The sequence below is a fragment of the Gammaproteobacteria bacterium genome (assembly GCA_033720895.1).
GTDB lineage: Bacteria > Pseudomonadota > Gammaproteobacteria > Natronospirales > JAJUFS01 > JAWWBS01.
In genome coordinates, this window is sequence record JAWWBS010000001.1 from 117,430 (window position 1) to 135,996 (window position 18,567).

Genomic DNA, 18,567 nt, shown 5'->3' on the forward strand with positions numbered 1-18,567 from the left:
CGATACACTGGCCCCAAGTTCCGAAAAAGCAGTCATGCTTTTTGCCAATGGGGATGACACTGCAAGGCAACGCCGAACAACTGCCGACCAGACTTTTGCCGGAGCCTCCCGGGCTCGACACGGCAAGCGCCCCATCCACCCTCGGATTCACCCATTCCTCGAGCAAGCCCTCGGGTCGCGCAGCCGTGCGCCTTGCGTCGATTCCAAGCGATGATACAGCCAGGAGAACCTACTCATGAGCCAGGCAGTCGTGGGCAAGAAAGTGCCCGCCTTCAAGGCCGAAGCCACCGGTGACCAGACGCTCAAGTTGAGCGACTTCAAGGGCAGCAAGCTGGTGATCTACTTCTATCCGAAGGACTCCACCCCGGGCTGCACCCTCGAAGGACAGGATTTCAGGGACAACTACCGCAAGTTCCGCGCCCGCAAGACCCACATCCTGGGCGTATCCCGCGATTCGGTGAAGTCGCACGAGAATTTCAAGGCCAAGCAGGGCTTCCAGTTCGAACTGCTGTCCGATCCGGACGAAGCACTCTGCCAGCTGTTCGACGTGATCAAGGAAAAGAACATGTATGGCAAGAAGGTCATGGGCATCGAGCGTTCGACGTTCCTGATCGACGAAAAAGGAGTGCTGCGCAAGGAGTGGCGCAAGGTGAAAGTCAAAGGCCATGTCGAGGAGGTGCTGGAGGCGATCAAGGAACTCTGAGCAGGGCAAGACCAGCGTTACCTATCGAAGCTGAACGGGGAACACGCGAGTGACCAAGAAAACAGCAACGCGAGACCAGAACAGGCTGTTCGTGCTCGACACCAATGTGCTGATGCACGATCCCAGCGCCATCTTCCGCTTCCAGGAGCACGACATCTTCATTCCGATGGTCGTGCTGGAGGAACTCGACAATGGCAAGAAAGGCATGTCGGAAGCTGCCCGCAATGTCCGCCAGGTGTCCCGTTTCCTGGACGAGATGATGCAGGGCATCAGCGCCGAGCAGATCGACGCCGGCCTGCCGATTCCGGGCGTGCATGGCAACCTCGGCTCCGCCGCTGCGGAGCTCGGCCGGCTGTTTTTCCAGACGAGGCCCCTGCCCTCTCTACTGCCCGACACCCTGCCCGGCAACAAGCCGGACAACACCATCCTTGGTACGACGCTGGCCTTGCAGAAAGAGAACCCCGATCGCCAGGTCGTGCTGGTTTCCAAGGACATCAACCTGCGCATCAAGGCGGCCGTGGTCGGCATTACCGCGGAGGACTACTTCAATGACCGCACGGTCGACGATGTCGACCTGCTGTTCACCGGCGTCGAGACCCTGGAACGCGATTTCTGGGAACAACACAGCCAGGACATGGAATCCTGGCAGGAGCGCGGCAAGACCCTCTACCGCATTCACGGACCCAGCATCGAAACCTGGTATCCGAACCAGTGCCTGGTCATCGATGGTGACCAGCCGCTGGAAGCACGCGTGGTACAGAAGGATACCGATGGCGCGGTGATCGAGACGCTGCGCGACTATCGCTCCCAGCGAAACCCGGTGTGGGGCATCAATGCCCGCAATCGCGAGCAGAACTTCGCCCTCAACCTGCTGATGGACCCGGAGGTGGATTTCGTCTCGCTGCTCGGTGTGGCGGGTACCGGCAAGACACTGCTGACGCTCGCTGCAGGACTGGCGCAGACACTGGAAAACAACCTGTACCAGGAAATCATCATGACCCGCGTCACGGTGCCCCTGGGCGAGGACATCGGTTTCCTCCCAGGCACCGAAGAAGAAAAGATGACGCCGTGGATGGGCGCCCTGATGGACAACCTCGAGGTATTGACCAAATCCGAGGACGGTGGCGAATGGGGGCGTGCGGCAACCAACGACCTGCTTCGCTCACGCATCAAGATCCGCTCGATGAACTTCATGCGCGGCCGCACCTTTCTCAGCCGCTACATCATCCTGGACGAGGCGCAGAACCTCACGCCCAAGCAGATGCGTGCCCTGATCACGCGTGCAGGGCCAGGCACCAAGATTGTCTGTCTCGGCAATGTCGCGCAGATCGACACGCCCTACCTCACCGAAACCACCTCAGGCCTGACCTACGTGGTGGACCGCTTCAAGAACTGGGGACACTCGGGACACATCACCCTGCTGCGCGGCGAACGCTCGCGACTGGCTGATTACGCAACCGAGATTCTCTGAATCGACCGGCAGGCGACAGCGGGGCCTCAAGGCCCCGCTTCTGCCTCAAGGTCGTCGGCATGCTCCTCGTCGGGCCAGGCATGCAGCACTGCCTTCACCAGGGTTGCCAGCGGAATGGCAAAGAACACGCCCCAGAAGCCCCAGATACCGCCAAAGAACAGGATTGCCACGATGATGGCGATCGGATGCAGGTTGACCACTTCGGAAAACAGCAACGGCACCAGCAGGTTGCCGTCGAGGAACTGGATGATGCCGTAGCCGATCATCAGCTGGGCGAGTTCCGTGGTCCAGCCAAACTGGAACACGCCGACGGCAAATATCGGCAACGTCACCACCGTGGCTCCGATATAGGGAATGATGACGGACAATCCGACCAGCAGGCTGAGCAGCATGGCAAATTGCAGGCCGACAAAGGTCAGCAAGAGATAGGTGGCAAACCAGATGATGAGAATTTCCCAGAACTTGCCGCGGATGTAATTGCCGATCTGGGCATCGACGTCGCGCCAGACGCGCTGCGCGAGAGCCCGGTTCTCCGGCAGGTAGCGGGTCATCCAATCAAGAATCTGGTGCTTGTCCTTGAGGAAGAAGAAAACCATCAGCGGCACCAGGATCAGGTACACCATGAATGCGATCAGGTTGACCACCGAAGCCAGTGACAGGCTGACCACGGTCTGTCCGAGACCCGCGATTTCCTCGCGAACCCGGTCGATGATGTCGATGACCTGTGCCTCGGTGAAAATTTCCGGGTAGCGTGCCGGCAGGTGCATCAGCCAGTCCTGGCCGTTGGCGAACATGGCCGGCAGCTGGCCAACGAGCTGCGTCAGCTGGCGTGACAGCATCGGCACCAGGCCGAACAGCACCGCGATGCCGACCACCATGAAAACCGCAAACACGGCAGGCGCGGCAACCGGCCTGCCCAGCCCCGCTTCCACGACGCGACGCACCACGCCTTCCAGCAAGTAAGCCAGCACCACCGCTGCCAGCACAGGCCCCAGTATGTCGCCGAGGAAGACCACCAGGCCCAGCCCGACCAGCAGCAAGGCCGCCAGGATCAGCACCTGCGGGTTGGTGAAATTTCGCTCAAACCAGCGAAGAATCGCTTTCATCAGGCCTGCTCCTTTGAGAATCCAGTGGGTCAAAAACCCTTGATAACCGCTTGCTGGCGTTCATCTTACAATTTTCCAGAGCCTGTGATTAAATCGGTGCCTGACACCCGAAACAGTGAGGTCCAGGGGATAACACCATGATGACGCAGAAGCATACTTCCAAGCTCTCCAAGGCGCTGATTCTTGCAGCCGCCCTGACATTGCCGGGCACCAGCCTGGCCGCCGGTTTCCAGCTGTCCGAGCAGAGCGGCAACGGCCTGGGCCGTGCCTTTGCCGGTGGCGCCGCATGGGCTGAAAATGCCACCACCGTATTCTACAACCCGGCCGGCATGACTCGCCTCGAGGACACGCAGCTGGTGTTTGGTGCCAGTGTCATCACCCTGGGTGCCGATTTTGATCGGACCGTCACCGTTGACGCCGTCGGCCAGCCGCTGACCGGCGGTGAAGGCGGCGACGTCGGCAAGCTTGGCGGTGTGCCGACCGGCTACTTCGTCATGCCGATCGACGAAAAGTGGACCTTCGGCCTGGGCCTCAACGCACCGTTCGGCCTGTCGACGGACCATCCGATCGACTGGGTCGGCCGTTACCAGGCGGTGTACTCCCACGTCTCGACCTTCAACATCAACCCGTCGATGGGTTACGAGATTGACGACAACTGGTCCGTCGGCTTTGGCCTCAACCTGCAGAATTTCCGCGTCAAGCTGACCAACATGGTCGACTATGGTGCTGTCTGCTTCGGCAATGTCGACCCGCTGACCTGTAGCGGTATCGGCCTCACGCCGCAAAGCTACGACGGCTATGCCGAGGTCGAGGGTGACGGCTGGAACTTCGGCGTGAACTTCGGCGTGATGTGGGCCAACGACGCTACCCGTGTCGGCTTCCACTACCGCGGCAGCGTCGACCACGAGCTCGAGGGTGATGCCACGTTCATTGGCGCCCCGGCCCTGTTCGCTGCTTCCGATGTGTTCGTCGACACCGGCATCAAGGCCGACTTCAAGACGCCAGAGACGCTGTCCCTGTCTGTCGTTCACGCGATCGACAACAACTGGACGCTCTCCTTCGACGCCACCCGCACTGGCTGGGACACCTTCCAGGAGCTGCGCATTCGTTACGACAGCGCCCAGCCTGACACCGTCGAGGACTACCTCTGGGAAGATGCATGGCGCTATGCCATCGGTGTCGACTACAAGTACTCCAACGAATGGACCTTCCGTGCCGGCTATGCCTTCGACGAAACGCCGATTGCCATCGAAGAAGCCCGTACGCCGCGCCTGCCGGACGCCGACCGCAACTGGCTGTCCTTCGGCGCCAGCTACAAGATGAACAGCAACATGATGCTGAACTTCGGCTACTCCAAGCTGTTCCTCGACGACGACATCGAGCTGAACAAGGTGGGTTCGCAGGGCGACACCTTGCGAGGCACTTACGAAGCGGCAGCCGACATCTTCGGTGCCGAGCTCGTCTACTCGTTCTGATGCAGTGCCGGCCCTCGAACAGGGCCGCGGATTGTGGAAAAACGAAGAAAGCCCCGGTTCTGCCGGGGCTTTCTTTTTTTCCGGGCAGCCAAGGCAGGTAAACTCTGGAACATGAATGCTCCTGGAGTGGTCGAAACGTCATGCACCTCGTCATGAACCCTGCTGCCCCGCTTGCGCTCCTGCGCAGGCTGCTTGTTGCATGCGTGCTGGCCACCGTGACGGTACCTGCCCTGGCCAGTCCGGGGCTGACGCTGCCGGATCTCGGCAGCGTCACGCTGGACAACATGGGCAGCGCCCAGGAGCGCGCCCTCGGGCGCGCCATCGTGAACGAAATCCGACGCCAGGGCGGCCTGGTCGAGGATCCGGAGCTTGCCGAATACATCCAGAACCTCGGGTCACGACTGTCATCCAGTTACGGCGGTGGTGATTTCACCTTTTTCCTGGTCAAGGATGACAGCATCAATGCTTTCGCCCTGCCTGGTGGCTACATCGGCGTGCATACCGGCCTGGTGCGCCGGACACGGACGGAGTCTGAGCTGGCCAGCGTGATCGCCCATGAAATCGCGCATGTGACACAAAAGCACATTGCGCGACGCTACCAGGCCAGCAATGCCAGCAACCTGAAAACTCTCGGACTGCTGCTGGGCGCGATCGCCATCGCAGCGGCAGGCGGAGACAGCGATGATGTTGCCGGAACCCTGATGCTTGGCCAGGGACTGGCGATCCAGGAGCAATTGAATTTCACGCGTGCCCAGGAAACCGAGGCTGATCGTGTCGGCTTGAACATCCTCACGCGCGCCGATTTCGATCCGCAGGGCATGGTGAACTTCTTCCAGGTCATGCAGCGCTTCGAGCGACTGCAAAGCACGCGCAGGCTGGAGTTCATGAGCACCCACCCGCTTTCCACCACTCGCGTGATCGAGGCCGCACAGCGTGTCCAGGCGATGGGGCCGGTATCGGGGCGAGAGTCGCGAACCTACCCCCTCATGCACGCCCGCATACAGGCACTCTATGTCGCGGCCGATGACCAGGGCGGGCAGACCACAGTGGCCACCGACGGCGATGAACTGGCAACGCGCTACCTGGAAGCCCTGCGCCACCTTGAAAGGGGCCGGGCCCGACAGGCGTCGGACATCTTCAGCGACCTCAAACAGGAAGCCATGGATCGAGCCAGCTTCCATATCGGCCACGGACGCGCACTGGCAGTCGCCGGAGACAAGGCCGCGGCACTGGACGTACTTGGCAAGGCACGCCTGCTGTTCCCCGAGAGTGTCCCCGTGGCATTGACTTACGCCGAAGCACTCGAGACCTTCGGCGAAACCGGGGAGGCCTACTCCTTCCTCGACAATTTCTTCAATCGTCACAGCCCGCCAGTCGAAGCAATCCGGTATCTCGCGCGCCTGGCCAGCGCACTGGATATGGTTGGCAAGTCACATTACCTGATGTCCGAGTATTACCTCCGGACCGGCGAAGGTGAGCGCGCGCGCATCCAGTTGCAATTGTCGCTCCAGGTGGAGAACATCAGCGAAACCGAGCGACTGCAATACCAGGCCAGGCTGGACGAACTGGAAGGCGCCCTTGCCGCCGTGCGCCGGTCGTCCCGCGAGAGCGAGAATCGGAAGCAACGATAGGAAATCAACGCCCGGCAGTCCATTTGGCGCTGCTGCTGAAAGCGGCGCGGCAGCCGTGTAAAATCCTGCCTCGCATCGAAATCCCCGGTCGACCTTGTTTCGGAGAACCCATGTTCAGACTTTCGAGCCTGCTGATGCTTGTCCTGCTGACTGGCTGCGCCAGCCTTCCCGAGGGGACCCAACGCTCCGACGATGATCCATGGGAGCGATACAACCGCGCGATGTATCAGTTCAATGATGCTGTCGATTCATCGGTATTGAGGCCATTGGCTGTCGGTTACGACACCATCACACCCGATCCGGTGCAGACCGGGGTTGCCAACTTCTTCGACAACCTCAGCTACCCTGTCACCATCCTCAACCAGTTCCTGCAGGGCAAGATCGGTGATGGCCTGGCTGGCATAGGCAGGTTCCTGATCAACACCACCGTGGGCTTTGCGGGCATCTTCGATCCCGCCACGAAGATGGGAATAGATGCCAGGGATGAGGATTTCGGCCAGACCCTAGGCGTATGGGGAGTACCCCGCGGACCCTATCTCGTCCTGCCCTTCCTCGGGCCATCAAGCGTACGGGGCACGATCGGCTTTGCCGGTGATGTCCAGGTAGACCCGGTCTGGCGCAACGTCGACCTGCATGAAGACGCCCGCTATGGCCTGCTGTTCATCGACATCGTTCAGACGCGAGCCCAGTACCTGGATCTCGATTCACAGATCAGCGAAGCCTATGACCCCTACACTTTCCTGCGCGACGCCTACCTGCAGCGTCGGGAATTCCAGCTCTACGACGGCAACCCGCCGCAGGACCAGTACGATGAGCTGTACGACGATCTTTACGACTTCGATGACTTCGATGAAGAGGGATTCGATGAACCGGTAGAGGATGAACCAGCGGCAGCAGTGCAGCCGGAGGAAAGCATCCCGGCGGGCGAGTCGGGCGACAACACCAGCCGCGAATAATCAGTGATTCAGAGGCCTGGCATCATGCCAGGCCGATCATCGCTTCCAGGTCGCTGATGCTGGCGATCTTCCGAATGCGGTCGGGCGCATTGACCACGTCGAGCTGCAGGGAGCGCTGGCGCGCCAGCCGCTGCCATTCCAGGAGCAGTGCGATGGCCGCCGAATCGACGGCCGTAACCTTCCCGAGATCCAGCGTCCGGACCGCCCCTGCCTCGGCCTGCAACCAGTCATCGCCTTCGACACGCAGCCCGGCCGCCGTTTCCAGGGTCATGGGACCCGCCAGCGACCAACTGGCTGCATTGTTCTCACGCATGTCGCTCAGCCCTCGGCCTTGCTGTCGCTGCCGTCAGACAGGCCAGCATCGATGGTTTCGCCCTGCAGTCGTTCGATCACGCTGCCGAGGCCTTTCTGCTCGATCTCGGTATTGAAGTCGGTGCGGTAGTTCCTGACGTAGGAAATGCCTTCGATGATCACGTCATAGACCAGCCATTCCTCGCCAGTCCAGCGCAAGGTGAAAGCGACCGGTACGGGCGCCCCCTGCTCGCGATAGATCTCGAGCTGGATGATGGTGCGCTTGGGATTGGCTTCGCCTCGCAGCGGCAGAACCTTGAACTTGTCGCGAGTGAACTCGGCCAGGCCCTGGGCATAACTGCGCAGCAGGAAGCCCTTGAAGGCAGCGACAAACTGCTCGCGTTCCGCATCGCTCGCCGAACGCCAGTGCTTGCCGAGCACCAGGCGTGAGATGTAGTCGACATCGATGTGCGGCAGCAGCTCCTCTTCGACAATCCGGTTGGCGACTGCCTGGTCAGCGCGGATGGCTTCGCGCTTGGAATCGATGCGCTCGAGGATGGCATCAGCGCGATCGAGAATGAACTGCTCCGGGTCCGGCATGTCGGCCGCGAACGACGGCATCGCCAGCAGTCCGAACAGGACGAGGGAAAACTTCGAGAAGACCGTACGCATCATTTGTCTCCTTCCGTCTGGTTGAACAGGTACTTGCTGATCAGGTTCTCAAGGACAACCGCGGACTGCGTGAACAGGATTTCATCACCCTGGGCCAGGTATTCGATGTCACCGCCAGGCTCCAGGCCGACGTACTTCTCACCGAGCAGGCCAGCAGTCAGGATCGACGCGCTGGTATCGGCTGGCAGCTTGTCGTAACGCTGGTTGATCATCAGGGTAACCACAGCGTCCAGTCGCTCGTTGTCGAACTCGATGCTCTGCACGCGACCGATGGTAACGCCTGCCATCGCCACAGGGGCGCGAGGCTTGAGGCTGCCGACGTTGCTGAAGCGAGCTGTCACCTCGTATCCCGAGCCATTGCTGTAGGCCTCGATATTGGTGGTCTGCGTCAGCAGAAAGAACATCGCAAACAGGCCCAGCATTATGAACAGGCCAGTTGCGAATTCCACGGATCGTTGTTGAGCCATGTCGATATATCCTCAGATCATCATTGCGGTCAGCAGGTAGTCGAGAATGAGCACGACCATCGCGGTTACCACCACGGTCTGGGTCGTCGCCCGACTCACGCCTTCTGCTGTCGGATAAGCTCGGTAGCCTTCGAATACCGCCAGCAAGCCGGCAGCGGCACCGAAGAAAACGCTTTTCAATGCGCCGCCCAGGACATCGTCGTACACATCGACGTTGTCCGGCATTGGCGCCCAGAACTGGCCATTGTCCAGCCCCATGAACTGCACGGCCACGAACCACGCGCCGAGAATGCCGATGGCATTGAAAATCGCAGTCAGCAATGGCATCGATATCAATGCACCCAGGAAACGCGGCAACACGACATAGCGGAACGGATTGACCGCCATCATCTCCATGCCTGCCAGCTGTTCGGTCGCCTTCATCAAGCCGATTTCCGAAGCCAGCGCCGTACCGGCGCGGCCGGCAAACAGCAAGGCCGTCACCACCGGACCCAGTTCACGCACCAGTGCGAGCACCACGACGGGGCCCAGCGACTGCTCGGCGCCGAACTTGGACATGGTGTTGTAGAACTGCAGGCCCAGCACCATGCCGACGAACAGGCCGGACATCATGATCAGCACCAGCGAATTGGCACCGATCAGGTAGACCTGGCGCGAGATGAGCCCCGGACGAAGGAAGGCGCGCGGCGTGTCTTTCAACAGCCGCAGGAAGAAGAACGTCGCCTCTCCCAGCGTGACCAGGAAGCCGTGGATTTTTCGCCAGGTGTGATTGACGACAGTAATCATTGCTCCGACTCCTGCAGGAAATCGGCCTTGAGTGACGCCGCCGGATAATGGAAGGGCACCGGGCCATCTGCCTCGCCCTGCATGAACTGGCGCACCCATTCCGAATCGCTCCGGTTCAACTCGTCCGGATGGCCGTGGGCCGCCACTTTGCCGTCAGCGAGCAGGTAGATGTCATCAGCCACCGAGCTGATCTCGGCAATATCGTGCGAGACCACCAGGCTGGTGAGGCCCAGCGCATCGTTCAGCAGCTTGATGAGGCGAACGATGACGCCCATGGAAATCGGGTCCAGGCCGACGAAGGGCTCATCGTAGAAGATCATGTCCGGATCCATGACGATGGCGCGTGCCAATGCCACCCGGCGAGCCATGCCACCGGACAGTTCGGCCGGCATCATGTCATGCGCACCGCGCAGGCCAACGGCCTGCAGCTTCATCAGCACCAGGTCACGAATCAGCGCTTCGGGCAGGTCGGTGTGCTCGCGCAGGGGAAAGGCGACGTTTTCGAAGACCGACAAGTCGGTCAGCAAGGCACTGGCCTGGAACAGGAAACCCATGCGCTTGCGCAGCGCATACAGCCCATCGGTGTCGAGATCGGAGACTTCCTGGCCATCGACGGTAATCGAACCGCTGTCGGGCTTCAGCTGCCCCGTGATAAGCCGCAACAAGGTGGTCTTGCCGGTTCCGCTGGGCCCCATGAACGCCGTGACGCGACCTTCCACGACGTCAACGTCAACGCCCCGGAAAATCACCTTGTCACCGCGGGAATAATGGAGGTCCCTGACCTTGATCAGCGTCTTGTTATCCGACATGCGCCTGTCCTTGGGGAGTTATGCCTAAGTCTGACACAAGAAACCCCGCAACGTTGCGTCGCGGGGCCCCTTGAATCGACAGATATTCGGCAGATTTCAGGCTGCCTTTTCCATGTCCGTGCTGTACTCGCCCAGGTGAGCCAGGCCATTCATCTTGGCCCGGTGCATGAACGCCGCCTGTGCCGCCGGCACGTTGTCGGCCGAGCCGCCCCAGGCCTTCAATGCGGCAGCCTGCAAGGCACGGCCATAGGAGAAGGTCAGCGCCCAGGGGTGCGGACCCATCTGGTTCATCAGGTTCAGGTGCTCGGTGGCCAGCTCGTCGCTCTGCCCGCCCGACAGGAAGGCGATGCCCGGCACGGCCGCCGGCACATGGTTCAGCAGGCAGGCAATGGTCATGTCGGCAACCAGCTCCGGCTCGGCCTGCTCGGCACAGCCCTTGCCCGAGATCACCATGTTCGGCTTCAGCACCATGCCTTCCAGCGCAACGTTCTGCTTGTACAGCTCGTCGAAGACCGTCTTCAGGGTGTAGCTGGTGACTTCGTAGCACTCCTCGATGCTGTTGTCGGCGTCCATCAGGACTTCCGGCTCGACGATCGGCACGATGCCGGCTTCCTGGCAGAGGGCGGCATAGCGCGCCAGGGCGTGGGCGTTGGTCTCGATGCAGTTGCTGGAGGGAATGTCCTCGCCGATGGTGATCACGGCGCGCCACTTGGCAAAGCGTGCGCCCAGGTCGTAGTACTCGGTCAGGCGCTCACGCAGGCCGTCGAGACCCTCGGTGATCTTCTCGCCTTCGCAGCCAGCGAGGTCCTTGGCACCCATGTCGACCTTGATGCCGGGGACGACACCCATATCCTGCAGCTTCTTCGGGAACGGCGTGCCGTCAGCCGACTTCTGGCGCAGCGTTTCGTCGTACATGATCACGCCGCTGATGTACTGCTCCATGCCCTCGGCAGAGAACAGCAGGTCACGGTAGGCGCGGCGGTTTTCCTCGGTGGATTCCACGTTGATGCCGGCAAAGCGCTTGGTAATCGTGCCAGTGCTTTCATCGGCCGCCAGGATGCCCTTGCCCGGTGCCACCATGGCCAGTGCGATGTCGTTGAGTGCCTCGAGATCCATGCAAGTCCCCTCACAAAAATGATGAATCGGCGAACTCCGAAGGGAGCCGCCATGCCTGAAAAAGGCGGCTATTTTACCAGAGCAGGAACGAATCAGGCCATGCTTTCAGGTCGAAAGTGATGCAATTCAAGGCACCAGATCAGCCTACTCGCCGCTGACTGCGCCCCGCACCACCGGCTGCTTCCAGGTCGGGTCGAGCAACAGGGTGAAACCTCCCCGGGTCACCGCGCCCTGGTCGGCGCTGACCGCAGCCACATCTTCGGGGGTGAAGCCATACAGCTCGGCCAGGGCCGCGTTGACGTCGGCATTGCCCTCCAGCATGACGCTGGACACCAGCGGCTGGGCGACACCCGGGGCCGGGGCCGTGTTGAGGTGCGCAAAGCCTCCGTCGCCCTGGCAGAACCAGTAGTCCGGGCGTTGCTTGTCGCAGCTCAGGTCGCCAGCGTCTTCGATTCGGGAAATCTCTTCCGCAGCCGAGGCAAAGGTCGCCGGCGGCTCGCTGCCACAGGCGCTCAAAATCGAGAAAATACCCAGCAAAAACATGGACTTGAAGAAGCGCAACATGGATCCCCCGATCGTCTGGTTGAATGATAGTGCCGCAAAGACTAGGCCAGCTGACGGGAACTTGCCATGAACGGCATCACGCAAACCACGTCCATCACGACAGATTCCGCGGTCTTCAAGGGAGCTTCGAATACCAGCGGTGGCAGCAATGCCTGCAGGAGCGAGCGGGAACGGCAGGAAAAATGGTGGGCCGTGTAGGATTCGAACCTACGACCAATTGGTTAAAAGCCAACTGCTCTACCAACTGAGCTAACGGCCCGCCAAGAAGCCGCGTAGGATACCCGAACCGGCGGGAGATTCAAGTTTCCTGGTAGCAGGTCGGGTCCGCCACGCCGGCCGCCGCAAAGCCCTCTGTCCGAAGCGCGCAGGAATCGCAGCGTCCGCAAGCCCTGCCATCCGCTGTCGCCGCATAGCAGGATACGGTCATGCCGTAATCGATGCCCAGCTCGACGCCCCGACGAATGATCTCCGCCTTGCTGAGATCCACCAGCGGAGCGGCAATCTGCGGCACCCTGCCCTCGATGGATTGCCTGGTGGCCAGCTGGATCACCTGCTGGAATGCAGCCACGAACTCTGGCCGGCAATCCGGGTAACCGGAATAATCGACGGCGTTCACGCCGATGTAGATGCGGGCAGCATCAAGCACCTCGGCCCAGCCCAGCGCCAGCGACAGGAAAACGGTATTCCGGGCCGGAACATAGGTCACCGGTATGCCCTTACCGCCCGCGGCAGGCACGTCAATGGCAGCATCCGTCAGCGCGGAGCCACCGATCCCGGCAAAATCGATCCGCATGGTGCGGTGCTCGACAGCCCCCAGCGCCTGGCTGACTCGCCCTGCAGCCGCCAGCTCGGCCGCATGCCGCTGACCGTAATCGAAACTCAGTGCGTAGCATTCGAAACCGTCATTGCGGGCCATGGCCAGGCAGGTCGCCGAATCCAGGCCGCCGGAAACCAGCACCACGGCTCTCGATTGGCTCATCGTCCCGGCTCCTCGCCCCACAGGACCTTGTGCAACTGGAGCTGTACCCGTACCGGCAGCTTGTCGGCTATCACCCAGTCCGCCAGTTCGGCCGGGTCCTGCTTGCCCCAGCTCGGCGAAAACAGGACACCGCACCGCTCCGCCAGCTGGCGCTCCGCCAGCTGCTGCCGGGACCACTCGTAATCCGCCCGCGAGCCGATGACGAATTTCAACTGGTCACGCGAGCCCAGGTGCAACAGGTTCTCCCAACGATTGCGGCTGTCTTCGCCGGAATCCGGGGTCTTGATGTCCATGACCTTCAGCACGCCGGCAGGCACGGCAGCCAGATCCATCGCGCCGCTGGTTTCCAGCGATACGTCGTAGCCCTCGTCCACCAGTCGCTGCATGAAGACCACGCAGTTCTTCTGCGCCAGTGGCTCGCCACCCGTGACACAGACATACGGCGTCCCATGCTGGCGAATCTCGGCCACGATGTCGTCGAAGCGCCACCAGTCGCCACCGTGAAAGGCATAGGCGGTATCACAGTAAGTGCAACGCAGCGGACACCCCGTCAGGCGCACGAACACGGTCCGCAGACCGGCATGCACCGACTCCCCTTGCAGGGAATGGAAGATTTCTGTCAAGCGCAACCGCTGGCCACGAGGGTCATCGGCAATTTCCGAGGGCTTTTCGAATGCTTCAGCGCGGTCCATGACAGGGATTCACAGGCTCCAGAAAGTGAACGGCTGCCCCGGTTCGATCCGGGGCAGCCGTCATGATAGCAAAGAGAGCGAAATGGCCGTCAGCGACCCTGATCCGCCATGCGTTCGAGCCGGGCACTGGCAAGCCGCGCAGCCCGGTGATCCGGAAACCGCTGTTGCACCGCCTCCAGGGTTGCTCGCGCCTTGGCGGCGTCACCCAGCTCGTCGTAGGTATACCCGGCTTTCAGCAACAGGTCCGGGGCCTTGCTGGAGTCCGGATACTGCTCGGCACCGCCGCGAAATTCCTGCAGCGCCTTGTCGAACTGCTTGTTGACGTAGGCAATCTCGCCCAGCCAGTAATGCGCATTCGGGCGCAGGCCACTGTTAGGGTAGTTTTCCAGGAAGGCCCGGTAGGCCTTCTCCGCCTCCTGGTAGCGTGACTGCTGCACCAGTGCGAGCGCTGCCTGGTAGGCGGCTCGGTCATTGCCATCGTCCGACTGCGTACTGCCCGAGCTTGCATTGCTGGCACCGCTTTCCAGCTCCTGCAGGCGCTGGTCGAGATCCACGTACAGGTCGCGCTGCCGCTCGCGCATGCCATCGGTGTCATAACGCAGCGTTTCCAACTCGCCGGTCAGCCGGCGTACTTCTTTCTGCAGGCGCTCGATCTCGGCAAGCAACTGGAGCAGGCTCTGGTTGTCCAGTACCCGCTCCATCTGCTTGACCTGGGCTTCCAGTTCCCGCACGCGAACGGCATAGGGATCTTCCTGCTGGACCTGCATGAACGGACAACCGGCGAGACTCATCGCCAGTGGCAGGATCAGCAGGCCGCGCAAGCGGCGTCCCGAAGAGTCGATTCGCATTAAGCTGCTCCCGTGCCTCGCTTGTTCAGCGGATGTAGATGATTTCCACGCGACGATTCTGGCGATAAGCCTCTTCGGTCGAACCTTCGACCGCCGGCCGCTCCTCGCCATAGCTGACAGTCGTCACCTGGTCATTGGCGACACCCTGGAACAACAGGATGCGACGTACCGACTGGGCACGACGATCGCCCAGACCGATGTTGTATTCGCGGCTGCCGCGCTCGTCCGCATGACCCTCGAGGCGGATCTTCACCCCGGGATTGGCAATCAGGTACCGGGCATGCTCGGCGAGCACGTCCAGGAACTGGGTCGGAATGTCCGAACGGTCATACTCGAAGTAGATGACCCGGGTAGCCAGCACGCTGTCGGGATCATCCAGTGGATCCAGTGTCATGCTGTCGGCATCATCCAGGGTATCGGTTGAAGCACCGCTACCGACTACCACATCAGACTCGGTATCGGTCGTATCGGTCACCTCACCGGTCGTTTCACAGCCCGCCAGGAAAACCAGGCTGAGCATCATCCAGAAAGTCGCTTTGTTGAACATGGTCCAGACCTCGCTGTAACAATTCTCTAGTTAAGAACCCCGGGTAATCGGAATCCCTGGCGAATGCCATGCACTACGCCAAGAAGACTAACGCAAATTCGTCCGTTCTGCCTTGCCAGTCCGCCCTCAACGCTCACCCGGCGGATAGGGCGACCAGGCCGGCTCGCGCACGTCACCAACCTGGAGAGCCAGCTGCTGCTGCACCCGCCCGTCCGTCGACGTGGCGGCAAGGATGCCCTGGCGCCCGGCCTGGGTTGCATAGATGATCATGCTGCCATTCGGCGCAATGCTCGGCGACTCGTCCAGTCCGCCATCGGTCAGGATCCGGACAGCCTTGCTCTCCATGTCCATGACCGCAATGCGGAACTGTCCATTGGCCTGGGTCACCATGGTGAGCAGCTTGCCATCCGGCGTCAACGACGGACTGGCATTGTAATTGCCCTCGAAGGTCACCCGCTTGGCGTTGTAACGGTCACGCAGCTCCACGCGATAGATCTGCGGGCTGCCGCCACGGTCCGAGGTGAACAAGACAGCACTTTCGTCGGCCGTCCATGACGGCTCCGTGTCGATTGCTGCGTGTCGAGTGATCCGTCGCGTGCGGCCATCCTCGAGATCGATGAGCCAGATATCCGGATTGCCTGCCTCCGAGGACAGCGTCACGGCAAGCATGCGGCCGGACGGCGAAAACGATGGTGCACCGTTGATGCCAGGCCGCGACGACACGACCTTGCGGGAACCGGTGGCAAGCTCCTGAACGTAGATTTCGGCAGCATCGTTCTCGAAGGACACGTAAGCGAGCTTCCGCCCGTCTGGCGACCAGGCCGGTGACATGATCGGCTTGACGGAACGCAACACCGTGCGCTGGTTTTCGCCATCGGCATCGGCAACGACGAGCTGGTAACGCGTGACGTCGCCATCCTTGACCGCAGTCACGAATGCGATACGTGTCGAAAATGCACCACGCACACCGGTCAGCGCCTCGAAGACCTTGTCGGCCACGACATGGGCTCCACGACGGAGCTTGTCTTTTGCGACAGGCAGCGAGAATCCGAGCAACTGGTCGCCCCGGAACACGTCGAACAGCTGGAACTGGATGATGTAACGCTCCGCCTCGACGATCACCTTGCCAACCAGCACGTTGTCGGTGCCGAGGACCCGCCAGTTCTGGAACTGGATGTCATCACCGCGAGTCGGGCGCTCGAGCATGTCCTCGCGTGGCAACGGCTTGAAGCGGCCACTGCGCTCGAGGTCGGCCGCAACCACTTCCGCGACATCCAGTGGCAGGCGCGCCGGCGAGCCGTTACGCGTCTCGACACCGAACGGCACGATACCGATTGGCTGGGCATCACCCGCGCCCTTGGTCACGCGCACGACAATGCCGCCAGCCGCTTCGACTTCGGGCAGGGCCAACAGCAAGACCAGCAAGAACATCAAACCATAACGGTGCATCAGGTCACTCCGTTTCAGGTGAATCGAAAATGAACGTCACATTGCGCTCAAACACGCTGGGGTCCGACGGCATCGGGAAAGGCGCTGCCTTCCAGATAGCCGCTTCCGCAGCCCGCGCCAGCTGTTCGCTGTCGCATGTTCCGGTCGTGGCCGAGGCAATATCGCCGCCTGGAATCATCCGGACAGCAACCTCGCAGTAGAAATCGTTGCCGGCGTTCAGCGGCGGGGAGAAATAGCGCTCCGCCTTCTGCTGCATCATGGCAATCCATTCGTCCAGCTTGCCAGCCCGGATCGCCGCGAGACGCGACTGCTCGGCGGCAATCTCGGCCTGCATGTCGGCTTCCCGTTCCGCTCTCAGCCGTGCTTCCTCTTCCGCCCGGCGCCGCGCGGCCTCGGCTTCCGCCTGGCGCTTTTCCTCTGCTGCCTTGCGCCGCGCCGCCTCTTCCGCCCGGCGCTGCTCTTCTGCAGCCTTCCGGCGAGCCTCTTCTTCGGCCCGGCGCTGCTTGTCGGCTGCCGCTTCGAGCCTTGCCGCCTCCTCTGCCTGGCGTTGCTGCTCGGCTTCACGCTGGCGGCGTGCCTGTTCATCGGCCTCGCGCTGTGCCTGCAGTTCACGCTGGCGCGCGGCCTCGCGCTCCTTCTCACGGCGTGCCGCTTCGGCCTTCTCGCGCGCCTCTGCTTCGCGCCGTGGCCGATCGAATTCCTCGGCCGATATCGCGACCGCGGGAATTGCGGTTGCCATGATGTCGGCGTGCTGGCGGGTGGACTCCAAGGCAATCACCATCGGCGCCAGGATGACCAGGTGGACACCGGCCGCCGCCAGGAATGCGTGCAGATTCTCCTGCCGCTCGCCCATGCTCAGTTCGACGTATCCGGGGGCTCGGTGATCATGCCGACCTTGCCTGCACCGGCATCCTGCAGCAGGATCATGCCGTTCATCACGGCGCCATAATTCGCATTGCGGTCACCACGCACGGCCACCGGCGTGGCCGGACTGTTCTTGAGGACCGAGCGGACAATCGCGACAACCTGCTTCGGGTCCAGCGCCGCCTTGCTGTCCTCCCCCACGTTGAGGAAGAAGCGACCGGCCGCATCCACCGTGAGTACGATCGGTTCGACCTGCTCGTTGGGTGTTGGCAAGGGCTCCGCGCTGGCGGTTGGCAGATCGACCTCGACGCCCTGGCTCAGCAACGGCGCGGTGACCATGAAGATGATCAGCAGCACCAGCATGACGTCGATGTACGGCACGACATTGATGTCGCCCATCAATCTCCGCTTTGCCCTGCGTGGTGAGACGCTCGCCATCTTACTGCCCGGCGTTGCGCTGCAGGATTGCAGCAAATTCTTCGGTGAAGGTGTCGTAACGCGTTTCCAGGCGTTCCACCTTGTCGGCGAAGCGGTTGTAGGCAATCACCGCGGGAATGGCGGCGAACAGGCCCATGGCCGTCGCAATCAATGCCTCGGCAATACCTGGCGCCACCATGGCCAGGGTCGCCTGCTGCACGTTACCCAGGGCACGGAAGGCATTCATGATGCCCCATACCGTGCCGAACAGGCCGACATAGGGGCTGGTCGAGCCCACCGTGGCCAGGAACGCAAGTCCGTCCTCAAGGCGGTCGATCTCGCGCAAGCGCGCCACCGACATCGCGCGCCTGGCAGCCTCGCTGATCCGGTCCGCATCGACACCGCCATGCTTGCGCTGCCGGACGAATTCCTTGAAACCGGCGAGAAAGATCGACGCCATGCCTTGTTGCGCCGCCTCGTCCTTCGACAGGCTCTTGTAGATGTCGGAGAGATCCACACCCGACCAGAAGCGCTTTTCGAAAGCTTCCGCATCCTCTCGTGCACCCATCAGCATCTTCCGTTTCCGGAAAATCAGCATCCAGGATGCAAAGGAAGCCAGCAGCAGTGCCAGCATCACGAGCTGCACGAGGAAACTGGCGTTGGCAATCAGTTCGAAAAAGGAAAGATCGGTACTCATGCTGAGAACTTCTCCCGGACATTGGCA

The 18,567-nt window shown here is 61.6% G+C and carries 21 protein-coding genes and 1 tRNA gene; 5 read left to right on the forward strand and 17 right to left on the reverse strand.

What is annotated here, in order from left to right; genetic code table 11:
- Positions 1–235: 235 nt before the first annotated feature.
- Both R3217_00545 and R3217_00550 read left to right on the forward strand, forming a co-directional pair.
- Positions 236–703 (forward strand): peroxiredoxin, encoded by a 468-nt coding sequence (locus R3217_00545; protein ID MDX1453922.1) that lies wholly within the window; start codon positions 236–238, stop codon positions 701–703.
- Positions 704–815: 112 nt separating this feature from the next.
- A complete protein-coding gene (locus R3217_00550; GenBank protein MDX1453923.1) occupies positions 816–2,174 on the forward strand; it encodes a PhoH family protein in 1,359 nt (452 codons plus the stop codon).
- Positions 2,175–2,200: 26 nt separating this feature from the next.
- Here R3217_00550 and R3217_00555 read toward each other — a convergent pair whose 3' ends face one another.
- The gene (locus R3217_00555) at positions 2,201–3,280 is read right to left on the reverse strand and encodes an AI-2E family transporter (GenBank protein MDX1453924.1); all 1,080 of its coding nucleotides are present in this window, start codon (positions 3,278–3,280) and stop codon (positions 2,201–2,203) included.
- A gap of 137 nt (positions 3,281–3,417) precedes the next feature.
- Here R3217_00555 and R3217_00560 point away from each other — a divergent pair, with 137 nt between their 5' ends.
- The 3 genes from R3217_00560 to R3217_00570 all read left to right on the forward strand — a co-directional run bounded on the left by R3217_00560 (position 3,418) and on the right by R3217_00570 (position 7,342).
- Positions 3,418–4,755, forward strand: coding sequence for a porin (locus R3217_00560; protein ID MDX1453925.1), 1,338 nt, complete (start codon positions 3,418–3,420; stop codon positions 4,753–4,755).
- Positions 4,756–4,895: 140 nt separating this feature from the next.
- Positions 4,896–6,386 carry a M48 family metalloprotease gene (locus R3217_00565; GenBank protein ID MDX1453926.1) on the forward strand — a complete coding sequence of 497 codons (1,491 nt, stop codon included), beginning with the start codon at positions 4,896–4,898 and terminating at the stop codon, positions 6,384–6,386.
- A 110-nt stretch (positions 6,387–6,496) separates the two neighbouring features.
- The gene (locus R3217_00570) at positions 6,497–7,342 is read left to right on the forward strand and encodes a VacJ family lipoprotein (GenBank protein ID MDX1453927.1); all 846 of its coding nucleotides are present in this window, start codon (positions 6,497–6,499) and stop codon (positions 7,340–7,342) included.
- Between the two features lie 22 nt (positions 7,343–7,364).
- Here the strand turns inward: R3217_00570 and R3217_00575 are convergent, their stop codons facing one another.
- From R3217_00575 to tolQ, 16 genes are all read right to left on the reverse strand, one after another.
- A complete protein-coding gene (locus tag R3217_00575) occupies positions 7,365–7,655 on the reverse strand; it encodes an STAS domain-containing protein (protein ID MDX1453928.1) in 291 nt (96 codons plus the stop codon).
- Positions 7,656–7,660: 5 nt separating this feature from the next.
- On the reverse strand, positions 7,661–8,305 hold the full coding sequence (locus tag R3217_00580) for an ABC transporter substrate-binding protein (protein ID MDX1453929.1): 645 nt from the start codon (positions 8,303–8,305) through the stop codon (positions 7,661–7,663).
- The gene (gene mlaD, locus R3217_00585) at positions 8,305–8,772 is read right to left on the reverse strand and encodes an outer membrane lipid asymmetry maintenance protein MlaD (GenBank protein MDX1453930.1); all 468 of its coding nucleotides are present in this window, start codon (positions 8,770–8,772) and stop codon (positions 8,305–8,307) included. The genes R3217_00580 and mlaD overlap by 1 nt, the downstream gene beginning before the upstream one ends.
- Before the next feature lie 12 nt (positions 8,773–8,784).
- Positions 8,785–9,558, reverse strand: coding sequence for a lipid asymmetry maintenance ABC transporter permease subunit MlaE (gene mlaE, locus R3217_00590; GenBank protein ID MDX1453931.1), 774 nt, complete (start codon positions 9,556–9,558; stop codon positions 8,785–8,787).
- On the reverse strand, positions 9,555–10,367 hold the full coding sequence (locus R3217_00595) for an ABC transporter ATP-binding protein (protein ID MDX1453932.1): 813 nt from the start codon (positions 10,365–10,367) through the stop codon (positions 9,555–9,557). The genes mlaE and R3217_00595 overlap by 4 nt, the downstream gene beginning before the upstream one ends.
- Before the next feature lie 96 nt (positions 10,368–10,463).
- Positions 10,464–11,483: a class I fructose-bisphosphate aldolase gene (locus tag R3217_00600; protein MDX1453933.1), complete on the reverse strand. Its 1,020-nt coding sequence runs from the start codon at positions 11,481–11,483 to the stop codon at positions 10,464–10,466.
- Between the two features lie 144 nt (positions 11,484–11,627).
- Entirely contained in the window at positions 11,628–12,047 is a 420-nt protein-coding gene (locus tag R3217_00605; GenBank protein MDX1453934.1) for a hypothetical protein, read from the reverse strand.
- A 183-nt stretch (positions 12,048–12,230) separates the two neighbouring features.
- Positions 12,231–12,306 (reverse strand) — tRNA-Lys (locus R3217_00610).
- 39 nt (positions 12,307–12,345) lie between these two features.
- Positions 12,346–13,026 (reverse strand): 7-cyano-7-deazaguanine synthase QueC, encoded by a 681-nt coding sequence (gene queC / locus R3217_00615; protein MDX1453935.1) that lies wholly within the window; start codon positions 13,024–13,026, stop codon positions 12,346–12,348.
- Positions 13,023–13,718 carry a 7-carboxy-7-deazaguanine synthase QueE gene (gene queE, locus R3217_00620; GenBank protein ID MDX1453936.1) on the reverse strand — a complete coding sequence of 232 codons (696 nt, stop codon included), beginning with the start codon at positions 13,716–13,718 and terminating at the stop codon, positions 13,023–13,025. The genes queC and queE overlap by 4 nt, the downstream gene beginning before the upstream one ends.
- Before the next feature lie 89 nt (positions 13,719–13,807).
- Positions 13,808–14,566, reverse strand: coding sequence for a tol-pal system protein YbgF (gene ybgF / locus R3217_00625; GenBank protein MDX1453937.1), 759 nt, complete (start codon positions 14,564–14,566; stop codon positions 13,808–13,810).
- Between the two features lie 25 nt (positions 14,567–14,591).
- The gene (gene pal, locus R3217_00630) at positions 14,592–15,113 is read right to left on the reverse strand and encodes a peptidoglycan-associated lipoprotein Pal (protein ID MDX1453938.1); all 522 of its coding nucleotides are present in this window, start codon (positions 15,111–15,113) and stop codon (positions 14,592–14,594) included.
- A gap of 126 nt (positions 15,114–15,239) precedes the next feature.
- On the reverse strand, positions 15,240–16,562 hold the full coding sequence (tolB, locus tag R3217_00635; GenBank protein MDX1453939.1) for a Tol-Pal system beta propeller repeat protein TolB: 1,323 nt from the start codon (positions 16,560–16,562) through the stop codon (positions 15,240–15,242).
- Between the two features lie 4 nt (positions 16,563–16,566).
- Positions 16,567–17,415 carry a cell envelope integrity protein TolA gene (gene tolA / locus R3217_00640; protein ID MDX1453940.1) on the reverse strand — a complete coding sequence of 283 codons (849 nt, stop codon included), beginning with the start codon at positions 17,413–17,415 and terminating at the stop codon, positions 16,567–16,569.
- A gap of 2 nt (positions 17,416–17,417) precedes the next feature.
- Positions 17,418–17,864 carry a protein TolR gene (tolR, locus tag R3217_00645; GenBank protein MDX1453941.1) on the reverse strand — a complete coding sequence of 149 codons (447 nt, stop codon included), beginning with the start codon at positions 17,862–17,864 and terminating at the stop codon, positions 17,418–17,420.
- Position 17,865: 1 nt separating this feature from the next.
- The gene (gene tolQ / locus R3217_00650) at positions 17,866–18,540 is read right to left on the reverse strand and encodes a protein TolQ (protein MDX1453942.1); all 675 of its coding nucleotides are present in this window, start codon (positions 18,538–18,540) and stop codon (positions 17,866–17,868) included.
- Positions 18,541–18,567: the final 27 nt, after the last annotated feature.